At 59.7% G+C, this 22,357-nt stretch carries 23 protein-coding genes; 14 read left to right on the forward strand and 9 right to left on the reverse strand.

The genetic code is table 11. The annotated features are described in order from the left end of the window. Positions 1 to 21: 21 nt before the first annotated feature. Positions 22 to 1,038 (reverse strand): 2-oxoacid:ferredoxin oxidoreductase subunit beta, encoded by a 1,017-nt coding sequence (locus tag AAC850_RS06610; protein ID WP_340587894.1) that lies wholly within the window; start codon positions 1,036 to 1,038, stop codon positions 22 to 24. Further along, on the reverse strand, positions 1,035 to 2,978 hold the full coding sequence (locus AAC850_RS06615) for a 2-oxoacid:acceptor oxidoreductase subunit alpha (RefSeq protein ID WP_340587895.1): 1,944 nt from the start codon (positions 2,976 to 2,978) through the stop codon (positions 1,035 to 1,037). Before AAC850_RS06615 ends, AAC850_RS06610 begins: the two co-directional genes overlap by 4 nt. 145 nt (positions 2,979 to 3,123) lie before the next feature. Between AAC850_RS06615 and AAC850_RS06620 the strand changes: the two genes are divergently transcribed. Further along, positions 3,124 to 3,612: an RNA pyrophosphohydrolase gene (locus AAC850_RS06620; RefSeq protein ID WP_340587896.1), complete on the forward strand. Its 489-nt coding sequence runs from the start codon at positions 3,124 to 3,126 to the stop codon at positions 3,610 to 3,612. 5 nt (positions 3,613 to 3,617) lie between these two features. Here the strand turns inward: AAC850_RS06620 and AAC850_RS06625 are convergent, their stop codons facing one another. From AAC850_RS06625 to AAC850_RS06640, 4 genes are all read right to left on the reverse strand, one after another. Beyond that, positions 3,618 to 4,115, reverse strand: a complete 498-nt coding sequence (locus AAC850_RS06625; RefSeq protein WP_340587897.1) for a tetratricopeptide repeat protein — start codon at positions 4,113 to 4,115, stop codon at positions 3,618 to 3,620. Between the two features lie 58 nt (positions 4,116 to 4,173). Beyond that, positions 4,174 to 5,355, reverse strand: coding sequence for an RsmB/NOP family class I SAM-dependent RNA methyltransferase (locus AAC850_RS06630; RefSeq protein WP_340587898.1), 1,182 nt, complete (start codon positions 5,353 to 5,355; stop codon positions 4,174 to 4,176). Continuing rightward, positions 5,352 to 6,803 (reverse strand): IMP dehydrogenase, encoded by a 1,452-nt coding sequence (gene guaB, locus AAC850_RS06635; RefSeq protein ID WP_340587899.1) that lies wholly within the window; start codon positions 6,801 to 6,803, stop codon positions 5,352 to 5,354. The genes AAC850_RS06630 and guaB overlap by 4 nt, the downstream gene beginning before the upstream one ends. A 196-nt stretch (positions 6,804 to 6,999) precedes the next feature. After that, a complete protein-coding gene (locus AAC850_RS06640) occupies positions 7,000 to 7,842 on the reverse strand; it encodes a fatty acid desaturase (protein WP_340588086.1) in 843 nt (280 codons plus the stop codon). Between AAC850_RS06640 and AAC850_RS06645 the strand changes: the two genes are divergently transcribed. Next, positions 7,777 to 7,980 (forward strand): hypothetical protein, encoded by a 204-nt coding sequence (locus tag AAC850_RS06645; protein ID WP_340588092.1) that lies wholly within the window; start codon positions 7,777 to 7,779, stop codon positions 7,978 to 7,980. The two genes, AAC850_RS06640 and AAC850_RS06645, sit on opposite strands and share 66 nt — an antisense overlap. A gap of 167 nt (positions 7,981 to 8,147) precedes the next feature. Here the strand turns inward: AAC850_RS06645 and AAC850_RS06650 are convergent, their stop codons facing one another. Further along, a complete protein-coding gene (locus tag AAC850_RS06650; RefSeq protein ID WP_340588087.1) occupies positions 8,148 to 8,903 on the reverse strand; it encodes a 3-hydroxybutyrate dehydrogenase in 756 nt (251 codons plus the stop codon). A 105-nt stretch (positions 8,904 to 9,008) separates the two neighbouring features. On the opposite strand from AAC850_RS06650, the gene ypfJ reads away from it, so the two are divergent. Then, positions 9,009 to 9,863 carry a KPN_02809 family neutral zinc metallopeptidase gene (gene ypfJ / locus AAC850_RS06655; protein WP_340587900.1) on the forward strand — a complete coding sequence of 285 codons (855 nt, stop codon included), beginning with the start codon at positions 9,009 to 9,011 and terminating at the stop codon, positions 9,861 to 9,863. 75 nt (positions 9,864 to 9,938) lie between these two features. Here ypfJ and AAC850_RS06660 read toward each other — a convergent pair whose 3' ends face one another. Continuing rightward, positions 9,939 to 11,795, reverse strand: a complete 1,857-nt coding sequence (locus AAC850_RS06660; protein ID WP_340587901.1) for a M56 family metallopeptidase — start codon at positions 11,793 to 11,795, stop codon at positions 9,939 to 9,941. Then, the gene (locus AAC850_RS06665; RefSeq protein WP_340587902.1) at positions 11,792 to 12,196 is read right to left on the reverse strand and encodes a BlaI/MecI/CopY family transcriptional regulator; all 405 of its coding nucleotides are present in this window, start codon (positions 12,194 to 12,196) and stop codon (positions 11,792 to 11,794) included. The genes AAC850_RS06660 and AAC850_RS06665 overlap by 4 nt, the downstream gene beginning before the upstream one ends. Before the next feature lie 146 nt (positions 12,197 to 12,342). Here AAC850_RS06665 and AAC850_RS06670 point away from each other — a divergent pair, with 146 nt between their 5' ends. The 11 genes from AAC850_RS06670 (at position 12,343) to AAC850_RS06720 (ending at position 22,350) form a co-directional block, all read left to right on the forward strand. Beyond that, positions 12,343 to 12,891 (forward strand): sigma-70 family RNA polymerase sigma factor, encoded by a 549-nt coding sequence (locus AAC850_RS06670; protein WP_340587903.1) that lies wholly within the window; start codon positions 12,343 to 12,345, stop codon positions 12,889 to 12,891. Next, complete coding sequence (locus AAC850_RS06675; RefSeq protein WP_340587904.1) at positions 12,888 to 13,514, forward strand: DUF1109 domain-containing protein; 627 nt, start codon at positions 12,888 to 12,890, stop codon at positions 13,512 to 13,514. The genes AAC850_RS06670 and AAC850_RS06675 overlap by 4 nt, the downstream gene beginning before the upstream one ends. A gap of 31 nt (positions 13,515 to 13,545) precedes the next feature. Further along, positions 13,546 to 14,727 carry an alpha-hydroxy acid oxidase gene (locus AAC850_RS06680; RefSeq protein ID WP_340587905.1) on the forward strand — a complete coding sequence of 394 codons (1,182 nt, stop codon included), beginning with the start codon at positions 13,546 to 13,548 and terminating at the stop codon, positions 14,725 to 14,727. Positions 14,728 to 14,798: 71 nt separating this feature from the next. Beyond that, positions 14,799 to 15,245: a DUF6789 family protein gene (locus AAC850_RS06685; RefSeq protein WP_340587906.1), complete on the forward strand. Its 447-nt coding sequence runs from the start codon at positions 14,799 to 14,801 to the stop codon at positions 15,243 to 15,245. Positions 15,246 to 15,514: 269 nt separating this feature from the next. Beyond that, positions 15,515 to 15,841 carry a hypothetical protein gene (locus tag AAC850_RS06690; RefSeq protein ID WP_340587907.1) on the forward strand — a complete coding sequence of 109 codons (327 nt, stop codon included), beginning with the start codon at positions 15,515 to 15,517 and terminating at the stop codon, positions 15,839 to 15,841. Positions 15,842 to 15,897: 56 nt separating this feature from the next. Continuing rightward, positions 15,898 to 16,539 carry a peptidylprolyl isomerase gene (locus AAC850_RS06695; RefSeq protein WP_340587908.1) on the forward strand — a complete coding sequence of 214 codons (642 nt, stop codon included), beginning with the start codon at positions 15,898 to 15,900 and terminating at the stop codon, positions 16,537 to 16,539. 85 nt (positions 16,540 to 16,624) lie between these two features. Next, the gene (locus AAC850_RS06700; RefSeq protein ID WP_340587909.1) at positions 16,625 to 17,521 is read left to right on the forward strand and encodes a hypothetical protein; all 897 of its coding nucleotides are present in this window, start codon (positions 16,625 to 16,627) and stop codon (positions 17,519 to 17,521) included. Between the two features lie 33 nt (positions 17,522 to 17,554). Next, positions 17,555 to 18,862 (forward strand): lipopolysaccharide biosynthesis protein, encoded by a 1,308-nt coding sequence (locus AAC850_RS06705; protein WP_340587910.1) that lies wholly within the window; start codon positions 17,555 to 17,557, stop codon positions 18,860 to 18,862. Positions 18,863 to 18,887: 25 nt separating this feature from the next. Beyond that, positions 18,888 to 19,733, forward strand: a complete 846-nt coding sequence (locus AAC850_RS06710) for a sulfotransferase family protein (RefSeq protein WP_340587911.1) — start codon at positions 18,888 to 18,890, stop codon at positions 19,731 to 19,733. Then, positions 19,730 to 20,989: a glycosyltransferase family 4 protein gene (locus AAC850_RS06715; RefSeq protein WP_340587912.1), complete on the forward strand. Its 1,260-nt coding sequence runs from the start codon at positions 19,730 to 19,732 to the stop codon at positions 20,987 to 20,989. Before AAC850_RS06710 ends, AAC850_RS06715 begins: the two co-directional genes overlap by 4 nt. Then, positions 20,986 to 22,350, forward strand: a complete 1,365-nt coding sequence (locus tag AAC850_RS06720) for a hypothetical protein (protein ID WP_340587913.1) — start codon at positions 20,986 to 20,988, stop codon at positions 22,348 to 22,350. Before AAC850_RS06715 ends, AAC850_RS06720 begins: the two co-directional genes overlap by 4 nt. Positions 22,351 to 22,357: the final 7 nt, after the last annotated feature.

The raw sequence follows: 22,357 nt of genomic DNA on the forward strand, positions 1-22,357 counted from the left end.
GTTGGGCGTTTACAACGCCTGTCAGGCGTCCACGGTCCAGGTCTGACCTTTGGCCAAAAGAGCAGCCAAATCAGGTTGTTTGCCCTCGCTCGCCAGCTTGCGCTCTGCAGCAACGGCGTCCTCGAACGTGGGCCGGGGATCGTCATAAAGCACGCCAAGCGCCATCGGGAATCGCCCGAACGGCATTTCGACGAGCATGTGCGCGATAGAGCGGTTGGTGACATCGTGCACGATCACACCCGCCGCCTGCCAATCGCCGTCGATCACATCGACAACTTCGAGCGACAGTTTCTCACGGTTCAGCGTGATGCCCTTGGACTCCTTGGCAAACAACATTGGCTTGCCGTTCTCCAGCCACAGCTGGCGGTCCTCCGCTCCCTTGGGTGCGGCGAAGTCATTGAAAACATCCTTGTTATAAACGATGCAATTCTGGAAAATCTCGATGAAGGCTGCGCCCTTGTGCGCGTGGGCGGCCTTGAGCACGTCGGGCAAATTTTTCGATACATCGAAGCCGCGTCCCACAAAGCGCGCACCCGATCCCAGCGCAAAGGCAGCGGGACGCGCCGGGTGGTCATAGCTGCCGACTGGCGTCGAGGGCGAGCGCGTGCCTTCGCGGCTGGTAGGCGACGCCTGACCCTTGGTGAGGCCGTAGATCTCGTTGTTAAACAACATGATCTGCATATTCACATTACGACGCAGCACATGCATCAGATGATTGCCGCCAATCGACAGTCCGTCGCCATCGCCTGTCACCAGCCAGACGTCGAGATCGGGATTGGCGAGCTTCACCCCTGTCGCCACCGCCGGTGCGCGGCCGTGGATGGTGTGGAAGCCATAGCTCTCGATGTAATAGGGGAAGCGGCTCGAGCAGCCGATGCCGCTGATGAAGCAGGTGTTTGCCGGGTCTGAACCAAGCTGCGGCAAGGTGCGCTGCACCGCCTTCAGGATCGCATAGTCTCCGCAACCCGGGCACCAGCGAACTTCCTGGTCTGTTTCCCAATCCTTCAGCGTAGTTTCAATTGTGACAGGAGCGTTCATTGCTCATCTCCTTCCGGACCTGTGTTCGGACTGGGTAACTGATCGTCGTTGACTGGAACCTGACCGCCTTCATTGTCCGGAATTCCGTCAAAGAACTTGCCAATCTCTTCCTCGATCTCCGCGATGGCAAAGGGCTGGCCGCTGGTCTTGGTGAGCGGCTGCACGTCGATCAGGAACTGGTCGCGCAGCACGGTCTTGAACTGGCCGGTGTTCATCTCGGGCATCAGCACATGGTCGAACTTGCGCAGCAGATCGCCAAGGTTTCCCGGTAGCGGCCAGATGTGGCGAACGTGGATGTGACTGACTGACAGACCCTTGTCCCGGGCCCGCGTCACGGCCTGATGGATCGGGCCATATGTACTGCCCCAACCCACGACGGCGAGCGTCCCGCTGTCCTCACCAAGACAAACGTCCTGATCGGGAATATCGACACCGAGCACCTTGTCGCGGCGTATCTCGGTCATCAACTGGTGGTTGTCGGGCGAATAGTCGATGTGACCGGTGTCCGCCGCCTTCTCGATTCCGCCAATGCGGTGCATCATGCCGGGGGTGCCGGGCTTGATCCACGGACGCGCGCCGCGCTCGTTACGCTTGTATGGCAGCAGTTCTTCGCCGCGCGGCTCGGTCAGGAATTGAGCGGGGAACGCCTCGAAATCATCCGGATCGGGCACCATCCACGGCTCGCTGGCATTGGCAATATAGCCGTCGGTCAACAGCATGACCGGCGTCATATACTGAACCGCGATGCGGCAAGCCTCGATTGCACACTCGAAGGCATCACCCGGACTGCGCGCAGCAATTACCGGCATGGGCGCGTCACCGTTGCGGCCATAGACAGCCTGGTAAAGATCGCTCTGCTCGGTCTTGGTCGGCAGGCCAGTCGACGGTCCACCACGCTGCGAATTGACGATCACCAGCGGCAGCTCGGTCATGATGCCAAGGCCCATCGCTTCGCCCTTGAGCGCGATACCCGGACCCGAGGACGAGGTTACACCCAGCGAACCGGCATAGCTCGCACCGATGGCGGCACAGATCGCGGCGATTTCGTCTTCCGCCTGGAAAGTGGTGACGCCGAATTCTTTCAACTTGGCGAGATGGTGCAGGATCGCACTGGCTGGCGTGATCGGATAGCCGCCGAAGAACATCGGCAAATCGAGCAGTCGTGCGCCGGCCACAAGTCCGAGCGAAACCGCTTCAGCCCCTGTTACGGTGCGGTAAAGCCCCGGTGCGCTCGGCACCGGATCGAGATGGACCTGCTTCAGCGGAGCCGCCAGTTCGGCCGTCTCGCCATAGGCATGGCCGGCATCGAGCGCCGCAATATTGGCGTTGGCGATATCCGGCTTGTTCTTGAACTTGGCGCGGAGCCAGTCATGCAGCGGGGCGCGCGGACGGTCGAACATCCACAGCGCCAGGCCCAGAGTCCACATGTTCTTGGACCGCAGCGCCTCTTTCTTGCCCAAACCAAAAGGCTTCACAGCCTCCAGCGTCATCTCCGAAATATCGAGCTTGAGCGTGTCGAACATTGCCAGCGTATCGTCGTCGAGCGGGCTGGTGTCGTACTTCGCCTTGTCGAGATTGCGCTTGGTGAATTCGCCGGTGTCGATAATCACCAGCCCGCCTGGCTTGAGCGCCGGCAGGTTCACCTTGAGCGCCGCCGGGTTCATCGCCACCAGCACATCCGGAGCGTCACCGGCGGTGTCGACCTGTCGCGCACCGAAATTGATCTGGAATGCCGAAACACCAAACAGCGTGCCTTGCGGAGCGCGAATCTCAGCGGGAAAATCGGGGAAAGTCGCCAGGTCATTACCGGCCAGCGCGGTGGAGAGCGTGAACTGACCGCCGGTCAACTGCATACCGTCGCCGCTATCACCGGCGAAGCGCACAGTGATCGCTTCCTGATTGGAAAGGTCTGACCGCGTCTGGGCCGTTTGGGTTGCCATAAATCTACTTCCTGCCGCGCCCGTATTGTCGCTTTGTCATGGGCCTGCGACCTAGGTCCCCGATGCGCATGAAACAATCAAGTTTTTCTGTCACCCTAGCAATAGCTGGCTTTCACCCATCCACCACTGCGGCTACATCGCGCACATGACCAGACCAGACCGCGATCTTTACCGCCCCTGCGTGGGCACAATGCTCATCAACGCCGACGCGCAAGCCTTCGTTGGCAAGCGGATCGACAACAAGGAAGGCGACTGGTGGCAGATGCCACAAGGCGGAGTCGATCCGGGTGAAGATTTGGACAAGGCCATGCTGCGAGAGCTGGGCGAAGAAACCGGCGCGCATGCCAAGCACATCTCCATTCTACACCGGATGGAAGAAGAATTATATTATGATCTACCACCTGAATTGCAGGGCAAGCTTTGGGGCGGGAAGTTCAAGGGGCAACGGCAGGTCTGGTATCTCGCCCGCTTTACCGGTGCGGACAGCGACATCGACCTGAAAGCGCACAAACATCCCGAATTCTGCGACTGGAAATGGGTGGCGCCCAGCTTGCTGCCCGAACTGATCGTGCCGTTCAAAAAGCCGATTTATGAAACTGTGGTGACGGCTTTCAAGTCTTACCTAAGCCGGTAGGACGCTCAGTTCTGCGTCACATCGTCTTCGGGTGAAACCACCTCGGCGGTCATCACTGGCGGTCCTGCCTGGATTGCGGCGGCCAATTCCACAGTTTCCGCGCAGCTATCGCCGCACATGCTTTGCAGGATGGCAAGATTTTCTCGTGCCGCGCTCAGCGCGCCTTTTTCGACCAGTGCCTCGCCCTCTCCCGAAATTGCTGCGAGGTTCTGCGGATCGCGCTCGCGCGCCTCGCGGTAATAGCGGATCGCTTTTCCCTGCAGTCCGTCGGCCCGCGCAGCTTCGGCCAGCGCGATGTAAACAGCATTGTAGCCCGGATCGACTACCAGCGCAGCCTCGAACGCGTCGATAGCAGCCTGAGTTTCACCCGCAGCGAGTTGCGCCTGCCCCTCGGCCATCAGCGCTTCTGCACGCGGATCGGGCGGAGTGACGCTTGCATGGCCGACACTGGCGCTCACGGCGACCAGGAGTGAAAGGGCAGCAGCGGCAGGACCGAAACGCATGAGAATTTCCTTCATACTGGACAGTTTGGAGGCAGATGGGGTGTCCATGAGACGTGGGTTAACACGGCTTACCTAGACGTGCGATGAAAAACCCGTCCGTCCCGTGGCTCGCCGGAGAAAGCCGGATACCGTCGCCATGCGCTGTCCCGAGCGGCAAATCGGGTGTTGCGGGCTGCCAATCGGAGTTGCGCGACAGGAAGTCTGCGATCTGTCCCTTGCCCTCTTCGTCGAGCAGCGAGCAGGTGACATAGGTGATCACTCCGCCCGGTTTCACCAACGTCGCGGCCAAGTCCAGAAGCCGGGATTGCAGCGCAACCAGCCGCTCCAGTTCCTTGGGAGAGAGACGCCAGCGCGCTTCCGGATTGCGACGCCAGGTGCCCGTTCCCGAACACGGCGCATCGACCAGTACGTGATCCGCCTTGCCCTGCCACTCGGCAAGAGCTTCTGCCTCGCGGCCGGGGTCGAGCAGGATCGTCTGCGCGACCTTCGCCCCTGCACGTTCGGCACGAGGTTCAAGCTGCGAGAGGCGGCGCTTATCCGTATCGGCAGCAACCAGCGTGCCCTCGTTCGCCATGGCAGCGGCCAGAGCAATGGTCTTGCCGCCCGCGCCTGCACACAGGTCGATCACCGTGTCGCCCGGCTGCGCGCCGACCGACAGGCAAGCCAGCTGGCTGCCTGCATCCTGCACTTCTATCGCGCCGGACTTGTAAGCGTCCCAATCCTCAACCCGCGTACCGGTAGCAATGCGCAGCGCGCCCGGAACCGCGAGTTGCTCTGCCTCGACCGGCAGCGTGAGATCGTCGCGAGTGGCCTTGAGCGCGCTGACCCGCACATCCAGAGGCGCGCGGCTGAGAAGCGATTGCGCCTCGTCCTGACCGACACTCGACGCAATGAGGCGATTTTCCAGCCATTCGGGCGCGATCCCGCCTGCGGCAACCGACTCGTCTTCGGTAATCGGTGCAGGTCCGTAGCCCTCGCCGGTGAAAAGCTCGCGCAACCCTTCCTGCTCATCCGCCAGACCCAGCATCGCAGCACGACCGCTCGACGGGACAGGCCCGCAGGCGCGGATCGCGTCGTAAACCAGCTCGCGAATGGCGCGCTTGTCCTTGGAGCCTGCGAAACGGTGGTCCTTGAACCATTGCGCCACCAGCCGGTCGGCTGGCGGTCCCTGATTGCGCGCCGCTTCGATAATGCCGTCGAGAATCTCGATTGCCGCCTGAACCCGTGCCGCGGGTGTCATCGCGTAGGGTAATTCGGAGCTTCGCGGGTGATGCTCACATCGTGGACATGGCTTTCAGAAAGCCCCGCATTGGTGATGCGGATGAACTGGCCGCGCTCCTTGAGATCGGCGATCGTTGCGCTGCCGGTATAGCCCATCGCCGCCTTCACGCCGCCGACAAGCTGGTGGACCACATCGCGTGCAGGCCCTTTGTACGGCACCTGCCCTTCGATGCCCTCGGGCACCAGCTTCATCGAATCCTTGATGTCCTGCTGGAAATACCGGTCCGCACTGCCGCGCGCCATCGCGCTGACACTGCCCATGCCGCGGTATGCCTTGTAGGCACGGCCCTGGTAGAGGAATGTCTCGCCCGGAGCTTCCTCGGTGCCCGCCAGAAGGCTGCCGATCATCACGGTTGAAGCGCCCGCTGCCAATGCCTTGGCTGCATCGCCAGATGTGCGAAGCCCGCCATCGGCAATGATCGGCATGTCGCCCGCTGCGCTTGCGGCATCCATGATTGCTGTAAGCTGCGGGACGCCGACACCGGCAACGATGCGCGTGGTGCAGATGCTGCCCGGTCCGATGCCGACCTTCACCGCATCCGCGCCTGCATCGGCGAGCGCCTTGGTCGCTTCGGCCGTCGCAACATTGCCGGCGACGATCTGGACATGGTTGGAGAGCTTCTTCGCCCGGCTCACGGCTTCGGCAACGGCCTTGTTATGGCCATGGGCCGTATCTATGATGATGACATCGCACTCGGCATCGACCAGTGCTTCGGTCCGTTCGAACCCCTTGTCGCCCACCGTGGTCGCCGCGGCGACACGAAGACGCCCGCCGGTGTCCTTGGTCGCATCGGGGTTGAGGACCGCCTTCTCGATATCCTTGACCGTGATCAGGCCGACACATTTGTGATTGCTATCGACGACCAGCAGCTTTTCTATGCGGCGCTGGTGGAGGATCTTGCGCGCCTGTTCCTGTGTCACCCCTTCGGAAACGGTGGCGAGGTTCTCGCTTGTCATCAATTCGCGCACCGGCTGGCGCGGATTGTCGGCGAAGCGCACGTCGCGGTTGGTGAGGATGCCGCAAAGTTTGCCATCGGGCGCTGTCACCGGAATGCCGCTGATATTGTGCTGGTCCATCAGCGCCTGCGCATCGCCCAGCGTGGCGTCTGGCGTGATGGTGATCGGGTTGACGACCATGCCGCTTTCAAAGCGCTTCACCCTGCGCACCGCCGCGCACTGTTCCTCGGTGGTAAGATTGCGGTGAAGCACGCCGATGCCGCCCATCTGTGCCATGACAATGGCCATTTCGCTTTCGGTGACGGTGTCCATCGCCGCCGAGAGGACAGGAATATTGAGCGCAATATCGCGCGTCAGTTGCGTCTTGGTGCTGGCCTGGGACGGCAGGATGTCGCTCTCTGCCGGCTTGAGCAGGACGTCATCAAAGGTAAGGCCGGTTACGATTTCCATGGGTGCCACTTCTGTCTGTGCGGGATGATTCGTGGCGGCCCATGTAAACGCACTGTGTGACAGGCGCTAGGGGGTGGAGGGGCTTAAAGGCCGGTCGGCGGAAATTGGGAGGGACGTGCACCTTGAGCAGTCGGCCTCTAGATCACTGCTTCCGGTCGGTTAGTGGACACTTGCGGTCCTGATGAAACCGGTAATCCTATGCTGCAATTCGCGATGCTTCGCGGAAGGTAATGAGCCTTCGTTCCCCTTCATCCCAAAGTGCGAGACGCAAGGCTTTCAAGGACTTCAGCGCGGTGAACCGGTTCAGGTCGCGCAATGGGGGATGCTTCTCCAACACTTCGGGCAAGCGGTAGAAAGGTATGCGGCTTGCCAGATGATGGACATGATGAATGCCGATATTGCCGGTAAACCAGCGCAATATCGGCGGCAGGTCGAGATGCGAACTCCCGTGTAAGGCGGCATCATGGAATGACCAATCGCTTTCCTCATTCCAATGCGTTTCCGGAAATTGATGCTGGATGTAGAACAACCACACACCCATCGATGCGGCGGTCAGCAGGATGGGGAAGAATACCAAGGCTGTGATGCCGATCCCCACGAGATAGATCGGCAATGCAAGAATCAGTGCTGTCACCAAATTGGTCGCAATTGCACTTATCCAATAAATCGGTCCCTCCTTCATCAGGCCGATCGGGAGCCGGTGGCGCAGAAGAAAAAGATAAGCAGGGCCTAGGCCGAGGAGAACCAGAGGATGGCGGTACAGGCGGTAGAGGAGCCGCTGCAGTCCCGTGCGTTGCCGATATTCGCGCACTGTCAGAGTGTCGACGTCACCAAAGCCTCGCGCGTCCAGATTACCCGTAGCGGCATGATGCAACGCATGTGAACGTCGCCAGCAGTCATAAGGCGTCATCGTGAGTACGCCCAGCGCCCTACCGAACCAGTCATTGCCCGACCGGCCACGCAGGAAAGCTCCGTGTCCGCAATCATGCTGGATGATGAAGAGCCGGAGCAGGAAGAGCCCCGCAAGCGGCGTCAACAACAGCGCCAGGAGGTAGCCCGCCTGGACCGCAGCGGTGATAGCGGCGAACAAAGCGAGGAACGGAATCAGCGTTACAGCCAATTCCCAAACGCTTCGCCCGCGTCGCGGATCGCGAAATGCAGCCAAGGTGCGCGTTAGCTCACGCGGATCAAGCGATGCGGAATCTGTATTATCGGGGACACTCACGGTCGGTGCCCTAATTGCCGCCACAGGCATTGTCACGCAAGTTCGAGAATTGTTCGCGATCCGAAACGCAGATTTCGGGTTAACGCTGGAGGGAGGTCCGAATCCAGATTCATCGCTGACTACTCCGCAGTCCACCCGCCATCGATACTCCAGTTCGCGCCAGTCACGTTGCCCGCTTCCTCGCGGCACAGGAACGCGGCGAGCGCGCCGACTTCCTCGACCTGGACGAACCGCTTGGTCGGCTGTTTGGCGAGCAGCACGTCGTTGATGACCTGCTCCTCGGTCAGCCCGCGCGCTTTCATCGTATCGGGAATCTGGCCCTCGATCAGCGGAGTCCAGACATAGCCGGGGCTGATGCAATTCGCTGTCACGCCTGATTGCGCCAGTTCCAGCGCGACCGTTTTGGTGAAGCCATCCACGCCGTGCTTGCTGGCGTTGTAGGCGCTCTTGAACGGGCTGGCGGTCTTCGAATGGGCGCTGGCGGTGTTGATGATGCGGCCCCAGCCCTTTTCCTTCATGGCGGGCACCGCGAGGCGCGTCGTGTGGAATACCGCCGTCAGGTTGAGCGCAATGATCTGGTCCCACTTTTCGAGGGGGAAATCCTCAACTGGGCTGACGTGCTGCATTCCGGCATTGTTGACGAGGATATCGAGTGGGCCAGCCTCGGCCATCATCGCCTCGATCTCACCCGCATCCATCAGGTTCGCGCCCGAATGCGTCGCGCCGATTTCCTCGCAGATCGCGGCAATCTCTCCTGCATCGCCAAAGCCGTTGATAACCACGCTCGCACCCTCGGCCGCGAGAGCCTTTGCGATTGCGAGGCCGATGCCAGATGTTGAGCCGGTGACGAGTGCGCGCTTGCCTTCGAGGAACATTTGCTTCTCCATGGGATTAGAATTTGCAACGGTCCTAATGGCGTTGCACCACGGGTCCAGCAAAAAGATGGCCCGATGATGTGACAGGGCGCGGGGAGATATTCTATGAGGCTTAATCCGTTCAACACCGGCAATATCAAGGTCCGCTCCAGCGGCGGCGGACGCGGCAGGGCCGCTGGCGGCATCGGCTGCGGAACGGTGGTAATCGCGGCGTTGGGCTATTTCATCTTCGGTGCCGATCCGATGCAGACCATCGGCATGGTCGAGGGCGTGCAACAGCAATCCGGCTCCGTTACGCAGGGTAGCCAGGATGAGCAGGCGATTTGCACCTCCAGCGAATACGCGACAGAAGCCTGCAACGGGCTGCAATCGCTCAATGCGACCTGGGCGACGCTGTTCCAGGAGCAAGGTATAGGCGGCTTCGAAACGCCTTATCTCGACCTGCCAACTGCTAATGCGTGGCGCACCGCTTGTGGCACCGGGCAAAGCGCGATGGGTCCATTTTACTGCCCCGGCGACCAGACGATCTACATCGACGTAGCCTTCTACGACCAGCTTGCCCGGATGGCAGGCAATGGCGGAGATTTTGCGCGCTATTATGTGCTTGCCCACGAATATGCGCACCATGTGCAGACGATCACCGGCCTGTCGGGCCAGGTGCGCAGCTTGCAGCAACAAAATCCCCGCCGCGCCAACCAGCTCAACGTGATGATGGAATTGCACGCCGACTGCTATGCCGGTGTCTGGGCAGGCCGGAATCGCAACCTCATCGAACCCGGCGATCTGGAAGAGGGTATGCAGGCCGCTGCCGCAATCGGCGACGACACACTCACCCAGGGCCGCGTCAGCAGCGACAACTTCACGCACGGCACAAGCCAGCAGCGCATGGCCGCTTTGCGGCTAGGCCTTCAGACTGGTGACGACACAAGGTGCGATGCGGAGATCCTGCAACCGGGCTGATACGAGAACTGACGAATTAGGGGGCAGCACCGAACGGTACCGCCCCCCATATTTTGCTGCGTGGTCAATCTTGCGTCAGGCGTTGGTACGCGATGCGTCTTCGTCGCAATCGTCCTCGGCGCCTTCCTCGATAACCGGACGACCGGTCAGTGGATGTACCATGGGATTGAAGCGTACCGCTTGCGCAATCGCACTTTCCGGCGCGAAGCTGAAACTCACATTTCGGCCATTCGCTCTCACGCGAGTAGCCTTCGGCGGAGCGGGCGGAGCAGGCGGCGTGAAGCGCATCGAGACGCGGCCGATTTCGGCACGCGACCGTTCCATTTCGGCAATCGCGCGCTCCAGCTCTCGCAAGATCTCACGGCGTGTCTCGGCGGGAATGCTGTCGTTGCCCTGGATGCTTGCAATGGCACTGCGCAGGCCAGCTGCCGCATGAGCCTGGATGGCGGTGTGGCAAATGACCATGGCCGTGCGCCCGTCCGATAACTCCTGCTGCGCGACAGTCTGGTCATCATCGCAGCGCACGTTGATATTGTGGCTGCCCTCTTCGCCTTCCTGGACGACAAAGACGTTCTGGCCCATCGCGGCCGCGCGGGCGCGGTGCCTGAGAGCGAGTTCGACACGGTTTTCGATCTCGCCTTCCATACCTTCAAGGCCGCGCTCCACCTCGGCCAGCATGGCCTCGATCTCGGCTTCGCTCATCGCGTGTTCGCCATCGGGACCACCACGACGGATCACGCGGCGAACGACGCGGCGTTCGCCATCCTCGTCCTCGACAGTGCGAACTATGACACGCTCACCGTCTTCGATTTCCTCGATGTCGATATCATGCTCGCCATCATGGTCGCCCTCGACATGACGTTCGATCCGTACGACGCGGTGCGCCTCGTCGGGATCGACCGACTCGATTGCAGGTGCATCGGCATCCTGTTGCTGCGCGGGTGGCTGGGCATAGGTGATCGATGCTGTGAGCGGCAGTGCAAGCGCCGTCGTGGTGATAGCAGCAATGCCGATACGGCGGCGGCGCGTGGAAATGTCAGTCAATGTGAGGCTCCTCAAACGGTGGATGATCGACTTCTCGCCGAGCACCGGACAGGCCATCGGAGCAGCCAGCGCGAGATGTTCGCCGGCAGCAAAGCCCGCGATAACCTCTGCATAAGCAGCCCTTTCCGACCGCGCACGGCCAGCGACAACGCGCGCATCGCATGCTGCCTCCTGATCCCTGCGCATTGCTCGCCAGCCCCACCAGGCGAGAGGATTGAACCAGTGCAAAGCCAACAGCGGCTGGGCCGCGATGTTGGCGAGAAGATCGTGGCCGCGGTGATGTTCCAGCTCATGCGCGATCGCCATGTCGCGCGCTTTCACATCGATCAGCGCCATGAAGCCTTCGGGCAGAGCGACGACCTTGTCGCGAATGCCGAAGGCGACCGGCGCACTGACTGCGGGAGTTTCGACAAGCCGCACCTTGCCAGCTTCGCCCATCGGGCGCGCATCGGCGAGCAGGTCGCGGCGCATTGTCACATATTCGCGTGTGCGCCAGCCGAGAAAAATCGCTGCGCCAAGCAGCCATAATGGAAACAGCAGGTCGGTAACGGTAACGCCGACTGCAGGAGCAGCAGCGGCAGCCGCTTCGCCCGCTGCAGCAGGCACTTCGGAGATTATGACCAACAGCGGCGCTGCAGTTGATGCAGCAGCTTCCGGGGCGGTGGCAGGCTCTGCCGGAGCCATCCATGCTGGCAATACGATCGGCGGCATCACCAGCCGCAACAGCGGCAGCGCCCACAGCGCGTAAGCCACTTGCGGGCCAAAATGCTGTGCGACCGTCCGCCGCATTACCAATACGATTGCGATCAAAAGCCCGGTGTAGATGAAAGTATCGACCATCCAGTCGGTCAGCGCGAAATTCGGAAGAAGCGATTGAAGACCGGTCATTTCTTCAACTCCTGCAACAGGCGCTCGATCTCGGCGATATCGTCAGCGGTCAGCGCTTCGTTTTCCGCAAGATGCGCGAACAGCGGAGCTGCCCGGCCTCCGAATAGCCGTTCGACAAGGCGCTTGCTTTCCGTGCCTACATAGTCGGATCGCTCGATCAGCGGGGAATAAAGGAATCGTCGACCGTCAGGCTCGGTGGCAAGCGCGCCCTTTTGTACGAGGCGCGAAAGCAGCGTCTTTACGGTCGGGATGGACCAGCCGCGCTCTTTGCAAACTGCATCACAGACATTGGCAGCACTTTGCGGGCTTTCGCGCCACAGCGCCTCCATGACGGCATATTCGGCATCACTGATGCGCTCTGCACCTGCTCCGCCTGCATTGGCACTTGTCTTCGCAGTCATCACGTCCTCCCCTGATGGACTACGCTGGATGGGCTACGATTACGTTTGTAATCTGAATGCTTGTTGAACGCAAGGCACCCTACACTATCTGTCCGCAAGTCACTAAAGGGTGATAATCGTCTGCAACTGTGTAACCGTGAGGGGTGATGGGTCGAAACCATGATCAGAAGAGCCCCTACGGCAGTTCGCTCGACAGCCTGATGGCTGCTGCGCAGGCCGGGGATCGCAAGGCGTATCGGCAATTTCTTGCCGAGGCTTCCGACCGGATTCGCGCCATGCTGGTGCGCAAGACCGGGGGTGACAGTGAATTGGAGGACGTATTGCAGGAATGCCTGATCGCATTGCATGAAAAGCGCCACACGCTCGATCCCGGGCGTCCGGTGGGGCCGTGGATGTATGCGATCGCCAATTACAAGCTGATCGACCAGTGGCGAAAGCGCGGGCGAAGCAGGCTGGTGCTGGATGACGAGGTCGATATGGACGTCGCGGCAGACAGCTTTGCGGGGATGGATATTGCCGCACTGCTGGGCGAATTGCCCGAGCCGCAGGCCGAAGCAATCCGCATGACGCATATCGAAGGCATGACCAATCGCGAGGCGAGCGAGAGCATCGGAATCGGCGTTTCCGCAATGAAGCTGCGGGTTCATCGCGGCATGTTACGGCTCAAGGAAATTGTGGACGAACAACAGAAATGACCAATATCAATACCGTTCTTGACCAGCTCGCAAGCGAAGGGGCCGCGCCGCAAACCGGCAGCACGTTGCGCTTCGCCGCGCCGCTGCTCGCCGTGCTTGCGTTGTGCGCAGTAGGCGTGGCGCTGGTGCTTGACGGAGCGTTTGCCAGCATGGCGCGTGACGGCATGGGGCCGATTGCCGTCAAATGGAGCTTTTCCGTCGCGCTGCTGACTCTGTGCGGAATTGCGCTGCTCGTACTTGGTAAACCTGGTCGTCCTTCGAAAGCCGCGATGGTCGCCATTTCTGTGCCCTTCGTGCCAATCCTTGCGCTGCTGGCTTTGGAACTCTCGATCGCTGGCCCGCTTTTTTACGGAGAGACCTGGCGCGAATGCCTCGCCGCGATGCTGGTGATGAGCCCGATTGCCTTTACCGGGGCGATCCTCGGCGCTCGCACGCTGGCCCCCACCAACCTGCGCCGTGCCGGGCTTGTCGCAGGACTGTTCGGCGGCGCGGTCGCGATGACAGCCTATGCACCCTTCTGTCCTGAACGCGGCATGGGTTACCTTGCGGTGTTCTACCTGCTTCCGATCCTCACCATGGCGGGCGTCGGCTGGGCGCTAGGGCCGCGATTGCTGCGCTGGTGAAGCGGGGCGCTTGGCGCTAAGCCACCGGGCCATGACTGCCAACCCTCGCTCAATCGGTTCGATCCGCCACTTGTCGGATTGCTACAATATCGCCGATTTCCGCGAGTTGGCGAAGCGCCGCCTGCCCTACCCCGTGTTCCATTACATCGACGGGGCTGCAGACGATGAAGTCACCTATGCGCGCAACACGGCGGCTTTCGAAAGTGTAGACCTTGTCCCGGATGTCCTCGCCGGTGCCGAGGATGTCGACACCTCCACCACCATCATGGGACGCAAAAGTGCATTGCCTCTCATGATGAGCCCAACCGCACTGCAACGCATCTTCCACTGGCAGGGCGAGCGGGCAACGGCTGCGGTTGCGGAGAAATTCGGGATCTGGTTCGGCATATCCAGCCTTTCGACCGTCAGTATCGAAGAAGTCGGTGAGCGCTGGTCCGGTCCCAAGATGCTGCAGTTCTACTACCACCGCGACAAGGCGCTGAACACTGCGCTGGTGGAACGGGCGAAGGCGGCCAGTTTCGATGCAATCGCGCTTACCGTGGACACGATAGTTTCGGGCAACCGCGAAAGGTGCAAGCGCAGCGGTTTCACCACCCCGCCCCGTATTACGCCGCGCAACTTGCTGTCGTATGCCGCGCATCCTGCATGGGCACTCAATTTCCTGTTCCGCGAAAAGTTCGACCTGCCCAACCTTTCCACCCATGTCGCGGCGGGAACCGGGAAGGCAGTATCGATACAGGACTATTTCAATTCCATGCTCGACCCCGGGCTCAACTGGAAGGCGGCGGAGCGATTGCGCAATGACTGGGGCGGAACCTTCTGTCTCAAAGGCATCATGTCGGTCGCCGATGCAAGGCGCGCCGCTGACATGGGCGCGGATGCGATCATGGTCTCGAACCATGGCGGGAGGCAGCTTGACGGCAGCAGGGCGCCATTCGACCAGCTCGACGAGATTGTGCAGGCGGTGGGCGACCGGGTCGAGGTCATCTGCGATGGCGGCATTCGGCGCGGCACTCACGTTCTGAAGGCGCTGGCGACCGGTGCCAAGGCCGCCAGCGGTGGACGTATGTATCTCTACGCGCTGGCGGCAGCGGGCGAAGCGGGTGTCGAGCGCGCGATGGGAATCATGCAGGACGAAATCCGCCGCGCCATGCAATTGATGGGCCGTAAGTCGATCTCCGAACTTTCTCGGAATGACCTGAGAACGCGCTGAAAACCGCAGATTTCTTGTAACCCGACACCTTTGATGGGCGAAGGAGTTTGTATGATCTGAGGAGAGAGACTGTGAAAAACGGCATAATCGCGGGACTGGTTGCCGGTCTGGTATTCGTAATCGTCGAAATGCTGCTCGTGCCCACCGTGGGCGGGGGAAGCGCCTTCGGGCCACCCCGCATGATCGCGGCCATAGCAATGGGGCCGGAAGTACTGCCTCCGCCTGCAACATTCGAACTCCCCATTTTCATCGTCGGAATGCTCGTGCATTTCGCGCTTTCGGCAATCCTGGGTCTCATCTTCGCCTTGATCACGGCACGAATGAAACTTTCACGAGCGTTGCTTATTGCCGCTGGTGCCGTTTTCGGCCTGATCGTCTATTTCGTGAATTTCTACGGATTTACGGCAGTATTTCCGTGGTTCGAAATGGCGCGCAACCCGATCTCGATTTTTGCCCATCTCGTCTTCGGTGTGGTGCTGGGCTGGTGGATTTCGCGCAAAAGCACAATCTTGACCTGATCAGCGTTGTCGAAAAGGACACGCCTCGCCCTGCTCGCCAAGCCAGATATCCGGCTTTCAGGTCTGGTCGACCAGGCGATGTATTCCGACTTTCGGAAACAGTTGGAAGCCGCCCCATCGGAAGGCCCGATAACAATTGCGATCACGACGCTTGGTGGCGATCCGGAAGTCGCGAGGACAATGGCGGACAATGTCCGGCTGCTGCGGGAGAATGACGACCGCGAAATGCTGTTTTTGGGGACGACCGCGAAATGCTGTTTTTGGGAAAGATGGCGGTCTATTCCGCGGGTGCCACCTTCATGGCGGGATTTCCTATTGAGGATCGCTATCTGACCAAGTCGACGCGGATCATGGTGCACGAGCGCTCGCTCACGAAAACCATCAACCTTGACGGCCCGCTGCGATCGCTTTCGGCCAAGCTGCAACAGACACTCCATGAAATCGAGCACTCCATCCTCATCGAGGAAGAGGGCTTTCACGCTATCGTCGAAGGGTCGAAAGTCGACTTCGAGGAAATGCGACGGCGCGCACCGGAAAACTGGTACATCCATTGCGAAGAAGCGAAGGAACTCGGGCTTATCGCCGATGTCATCTAGCTTGCGTTATGCGGTGCGGAATTGACCTTCGCGAAATTGGAGCCATGATTACTGTCATGTTGAGACACCTTGCCCTTGCCGTACTCCTCATCGCATCACCGGCCGTAGCTCAGGAACTGCCTGCGCCTGCGCCGGACGTGCACGATCATCATGCAACGACCAATGTCGTTCTGAAAACCATGATGGGCGAGATCGTGATCGCGCTGGAGATGGATCGCGCACCGATCACGGCTGCGAATTTCCTGCGTTATGTCGACGAGGATCGCTTCGATGGCATAGTATTCTACCGCGCCATGCCGCTCGACTGGGGTGAGCAGCCCAATGGCCTGATCCAGGGCGGTACGCAGTGGGACCCGGACCGCGTGCTGCCACAGATCGAGCACGAGCCGACAACACTCACCGGCCTCTCGCACACGCGCGGCGCGGTGAGCATGGCGATGGGCGAGCCGGGCACGGCGAACGGCGATTTTTCGATAATGCTCGGCAACCAGACCGGGCTCGACGCCAATCCGGACTCGGACAATCCCGTGTGGCAGACCGGCTATGCCGTCTTCGGCTATGTCATCGAGGGAATGGATGTGGTCGAGGCTATCCACGCTGCACCGGTTGATCCGGAGCTGGGTGAAGGCTGGATGCGCGGACAGATGCTGGCCGATCCGGTCGTGGTCGTCGAGGCACGGCGAGCCGAGACAGAATAGACACTACATTTCAATCCGGTTGCCGCTCTTGCAAACACTCGCTAACGCGCTCCCGCAATTCCGAATTGAAAAGGCATAGTCCGGCATGGCCGTAAACGATCCTGCGCAAAGCAACCATCCGAGCGTGAAGCATGATATACGCTGGGCCGGACGCTGGATTGTGCGCGGCGGCTATGGTGTCGCGGTCAATGCGGCCTCCATGGTCTATCCAAATTGGCGCCACCGCAACGATGTGAGCTGGCTGCTTATGGCCACCATGCCAAATAGCGGATCAACGGCTATTGCCAAGCTGCTCAACCATTCCACCCGAATTGTCGAACTGACGAACGCCGGAGAGGGGCAGTGGCTCCATCCGGCGATCTCGGCACCTGGCCGCCGCTGGGACCCTGATGCCAAGTTTGATCCCGACTGGCTCAAGCGCATCTGGCTTTCGCGCGTTCCTGCGAAGCCTTCGCCAAGTGTTGTCTTTGAGAAATCACCGCCAAACTTGTGTCGGATGAAAGCGATCTACGATGCCCTCGCTCCAATGGAACGGCGGGTCTTCTGTCTGACACGCGACCCGTTGGCTACCTGTGCGAGCTGGTTTACGCGTTACAAACTTGCGAATCTGATGCTCGGTTGGTGCCCCGAAAAGCGCGGTACAGTCAAAACCGAGGGCGACCATCTTCGACTGCTTGGCGAACTTTATGGTAAACGTGCAGGATATCTGATCGGCGCGCGGGATCTTGCCGGCTTTACGCTTTCCTATGAAGAGATTTGCGCTGAACCTGAACGCTTCATCAATGAGTTGCGCAACATGTTCCCTATCCTTTCCGATCTCGACGCCGACGCAGAGATCAAGGTGAAGGACTATGAGCCGATGAAGCTGAAAAATATGAACGATCGGCAGATCAGCAAGCTCACGCCCGATCAGGCCGATGCCATCCGCGAAGGCCTCGATGAATATCGCGCGGACGTTGAGGAATTGGGTTACAGCTTCTAGGCCCTGTTGGGGCGAGAACCGGGAACCGACATAGTGACACCGCTGCAAAACCTGCGTCGCAACTTCGGCAAAGTGCTGACGGGGACATTTCTGGTGTCCGGCCTCAATCTGGTCGCGCTCACACTGAACACCAACGCATTGGGACTGCTGATGTTTGGGCAACTGATGGTGATCCAGTCGGTCACCGAGTTGTTCAGCGGGATTTACAGCTTCAATACCTGGCAATCGCTCAGCAAGTTTGGGTCGGATGATCTGGAAGCGGGCAATCTGTCACGCCTCAGAAAACGATACCATTTCGCCCTATTGCTCGACTTGGGCGCGGCCATTCTCGCCGCATTGAGCGGTATCCTCGTTTTCCTCTTCTTTATCGAAACATTCGGGCTCGACCAATCGCTGGTCTCTCTCGGCATTTTCTACGCCATCAGCGCAGGCTTCCAGGTGCGCAGCGCCAGCCAGGGCATTTTCCGGCTTACCGAACGCTTTGAAATCCCGATCATGTTCAATGTGGCAGAAGCCTTTGTTCTGGCCGTTAACGCGGCGGTGCTATGGTGGATCGATGCGCCCTTCGCCTGGTATATCTATACAATTGCGATCGTCCACATCATCACAGCGGTAAGTGTTTCGATTTGCGGATTGGTTTTGGTCAATCGACTGGAAAGCGCGGCAGGACGCTCGGATGCACCTGACTTCAGCCGGCGAGAATTTCTCGGCTTTGCCGTCGCAGTGTCTGCGAACGGAACCATAGGCATCATGCTGCGCCGCGGTGAAGTGCTGATCGTTTCTGCACTTCTCGGGCCTGCCGCTGCGGGGCTGTTCGGAGTTGCATTCCGGGGGGCCTTCCTGCTCGCGCGCTTCGCCAATGCAGGAAAAATCTCCATCTATCCGGTGCTCGCCAAGCTAGTGAGCGCAGGTAACGTGGCCGAGGCGCGGCTAACCGTCTGGAAGGCATCAAGACCCGTCGCTGGAATCGCAGTGTTGATCTTCCTTGCCATGATACCCTTGGGCCGCCCGATCCTTGAATTCGTGTTCGGCGCGGAATTTGGCGCGGCACATCCCAACCTGCTGTGGTTGATGGCAGGCACGCTCACCAATGCCTGCCTTTTCGGCGCCATCCCACTTATCGAGCTGACCATTGGTGCATCGCGGACACTCATCTTCGCTTGCATCGCCTTTGTGGCATTCCTGCTTGCAGCCTTCGTCGGAATGAGCAATTTTGGCTTGATCGCTGCGGGCGTGGGCAGCACTGCATTCTTCTTCACGATGGCCGCTCTTGTGATATGGCAAATCCAGCGGATCAGGGCCGCGAACCTTACCATCGCGCCTTCACAGGATACGATCTGACCCACGGCGACCCGCCGCTTATGCCATGACCCAATCCCAAGGCCCTCTCCCCAATTTCTTCGTCGTTGGCACTGCCAAATGCGCGACGACAAGCCTCGCGCGCTTTTTCGAGCAGCATCCGGACGTGTGCTTCTGCCAAGCGCATGAACCCAACTTTTTCGCCTTTGATGCCAATTACGCGAAAGGGCTGGATTTCTACCGCAGTCGCTACAGCCACTATGACGGTGAGCGAGCTATAGGGGAAAAAAGCTGGCGCTATTCCTGTAGCGCCACCTACCCCGATGCGCTGGAGAGAATGCTGGCAGCCGTGCCGATGTTCAAGGCCATTTATGTCGTACGCGATCCATTGCCGCGCGCACTTTCAATGTGGCGCGAATTGCGCGACGGGGGACAGGATATCCTGCCGGCCGATCCTAATAAAGCCCTTCGCGAAGCCAATATCGTGACTGACTCCATGTTATACGACAGTCAGATTGGCCGATTTGAGGACGTGTTAGGGAAGGACAATGTGCTCATTGTGTTTTACGAGGACTTTCTTGACGATCCCCGCGGTTTTTACAGCCAAATTTGCGAGTTTCTCGAAATCGCGGGATTCTATCCTGAAGAGGATATCCATGCCAACAAGTCGGTAGCCCAGCGCAGCGACACGCGGCTGCTCAGCGCGATCCGCACTTCGGGACTCGCTGCTCCGCTGCGCAGGCTGGCTCCGGCACCCGTGCGCAAGCTGGTGCGCAATTTGCTCAAGCAACCGGTCGGGGAAATCGAAATTTCAGCCGAAACCCGCCGCATGTTTTTTGAGCGCGTTGGCCCGGATTGTGCGGCCCTTCTCGCCAGAACCGGGCGTGATCCGAACTTCTGGACTCTATCATGACACAGCAGGTCGAACCCAAGGTGCTCGTCGTTCAATTCGGATCGCGGCGACAGTACGACATGCCCATCGCGCTTGAGCGCGCAGGAATGCTCGCCGGTCTTTATACCGACCTGTGCGGCTCCGCGGGGATCGGGAAACTGGTCGCGCCAGTTGCGCGACTGTTGGGGGGGCGCTTCAAGAAGTTGGCAAAACGTGAATTGCCCGACGAAGTGGCCGCCAAGACCCGAACATTCCCGTCGTGGACCTGGGACATGGAGCAAGCCGCGCGAGAGCCATCAACCGCCGATCGCGCCCGCGCCTACATCGAGGCTCATGAAGCGGTCGGCGCGAAAATGCAGCAAGCAGGATTTGGCGACGCCAGCCATCTGCTGGTGATATTCATGGAAGCACAGGGGATGCTGAGCGCCGCCAAGCGCCAGGGCCTGACCACGATCTCGGACATGGTGATCGCTCTTTCAGCAGAGCGGATCGTCAGGGAAGAACGTCGCAAACACCCGGGGTGGGAAGCGGATGGCTATTTTTGGGGTGAAACCCTGACAGAGGAAGATCCATCGTTCCGGCCCAGCGCTGAAACGCTGGCAATGACAGATATTTTCCTGTGCCCTTCCACGTTCGTGCAGGACGACCTGATCGAGAATTTTGGTGTCCCGGCAAAGAAGACATTGTTGCTGCCCTACACGACCAACCCGATGTTTCTCGAGATCAAGCCGCAAACTCGAAAAGGGCAGGTTTTCTTCGCCGGAGAGCCGGGCTTGCGCAAGGGCATACACACGCTGGCGGAAGCTGCCCGGATACTGCGCGAGCGAGGGCGCGATTATGACTTCAGGATTGCTGGTCATGCCACCCAGACTGTGCTTGCCCGGCCGGAAGTGAGCGAGCTGACTTTCCTTGGCCGCATTCCCCACGACCGGATGCGCGAAGAACTGGCGAGCGCGGACGTTTTCGCATTTCCGAGTATTGCGGAAGGATCGGCTGGGGTGACTTACGAGGCCATGGGCGCGCGCGTACCGGTCGTCACGACAAAGGAATCGGGCAGTGTCGCGAGAGATGGGGTCGATGGGCTTATCGTTCCGCGCGGCGATCCTGCCGCACTGGCTGACGCAATCGAGAAGATCGTCGAAGACCGCGGCTTGCGCGAAGCCATGGCTGCATCGGCCCGCGAGAAAGCGCGAGAATATTCGTGGGATACCTTTGAAACACGATTGCCCAAGGCTTTGATGGATTTCGCGGTCCGAGAGGCTATAGAACCCCGGTGAACTACCTCCTGCTAGCTATTGCGCTGATTGTTGGCATCCGCGGGCTCCTGCAGCCGGCAGGTTACTTGCACGCACCGACGCTGATCGCGTTGATTTTTGCCGGTTGGTACGCGCCGCAATTGATCATCATCAGCAGTGATGTGTTCGTACCTCGTGACGCCCTGTTTAACCTCGGTCTCATGAGCGTGTTTTGCGTGCTTGCTTCACTGATCGGGTGGGAACTCGCAATTCGCCGGCAAACAGTAGCAGCCCTCTCGAACCACACCGCTCGACAGGAACTGAGTAATTCTAGCCTGGCTGTCTCCGTGGTCGCGCTGACGATATTTGCCGCTGCGGCCAATGTGCTGCTGAATCAGATGCGCGGAGACGTCGCTGATCTCACGCAATGGACAGGGCCTATCGTGATCGTCAATTTCTTTGCCCAGCTGCGAATACCAGCACTGGCGATGTCGGTCATGCTGGTCCTCCGCGAGCGCAATACGTTCACGATAAGCCTGATGGCAGTCAACATGTTGATCTGCCTGCCGGTCGCCTTTCTTCTTCTGCGCCGCACGGAAATGATCGAAATCGGTGTCGCAGTTGCCGGCGCTGCGTGGTTTGCGAGACGGATCAGGATTCCTCTACCCGGGATCATCGCAGCAATCATCGCATTCTCGATCGTCGTTTACGCAATCTCTCCGCTTCGGGCGACGCAGAAGCGGCTGGAATATGAGACAGGCGGAACAGTTTCTCTACTAAGTCCAATGTTGTGGCGGAACATTGAAGTAACCAATGCCGTGGCGACTGGTACCGGGAGTGCGTATGACATCCGAAATGCTACGTACATCGTCCAGTATATCGAGGATACCGGCGATCATTCATATGCAGGGGGGTTATGGAACACCTTCGTCCGGCAATACGTCCCGAGGCAATTTGTCGGTGATGGGGTAAAGCGCGATTTGATGGTCGGTAGCGGCCGAATCAATATCGAATATCTGGCTTCGCAATATAGCTTCTTCTACCAAACCGGCACCACACCGACCGGGCCGGGAGCGGCGTATCGCGACTTTTGGTATTTTGGTGCGTTCGTTTTTATGCTGATCTGTTACCTGCTCGGCACGCTGTACATGAAGGGCTTGAGGCGCGGCTTTTTCTGGCAAACGGCCTACTTGAGCATGCTGCCATTCGCGTTGACAGGGGTTACCCACGGGTACGAACGATTGTTCGTCAACTTGCCGCTCTACGCCGCGACTATCTGGGGTCTTTATATGCTGGCGCGCTGGAGTAATGCACGGCACATTCAGCAGCACCGCCGATTTGCCAATGTCACCGCTCGACAAGAAAGGCTTCGGCGCAATCGCGCCTTGAAGCCGGGTTTGTAGTAGCCCG

It is taken from the genome of Erythrobacter alti, from assembly GCF_037996805.1.
GTDB lineage: Bacteria > Pseudomonadota > Alphaproteobacteria > Sphingomonadales > Sphingomonadaceae > Alteraurantiacibacter > Alteraurantiacibacter alti.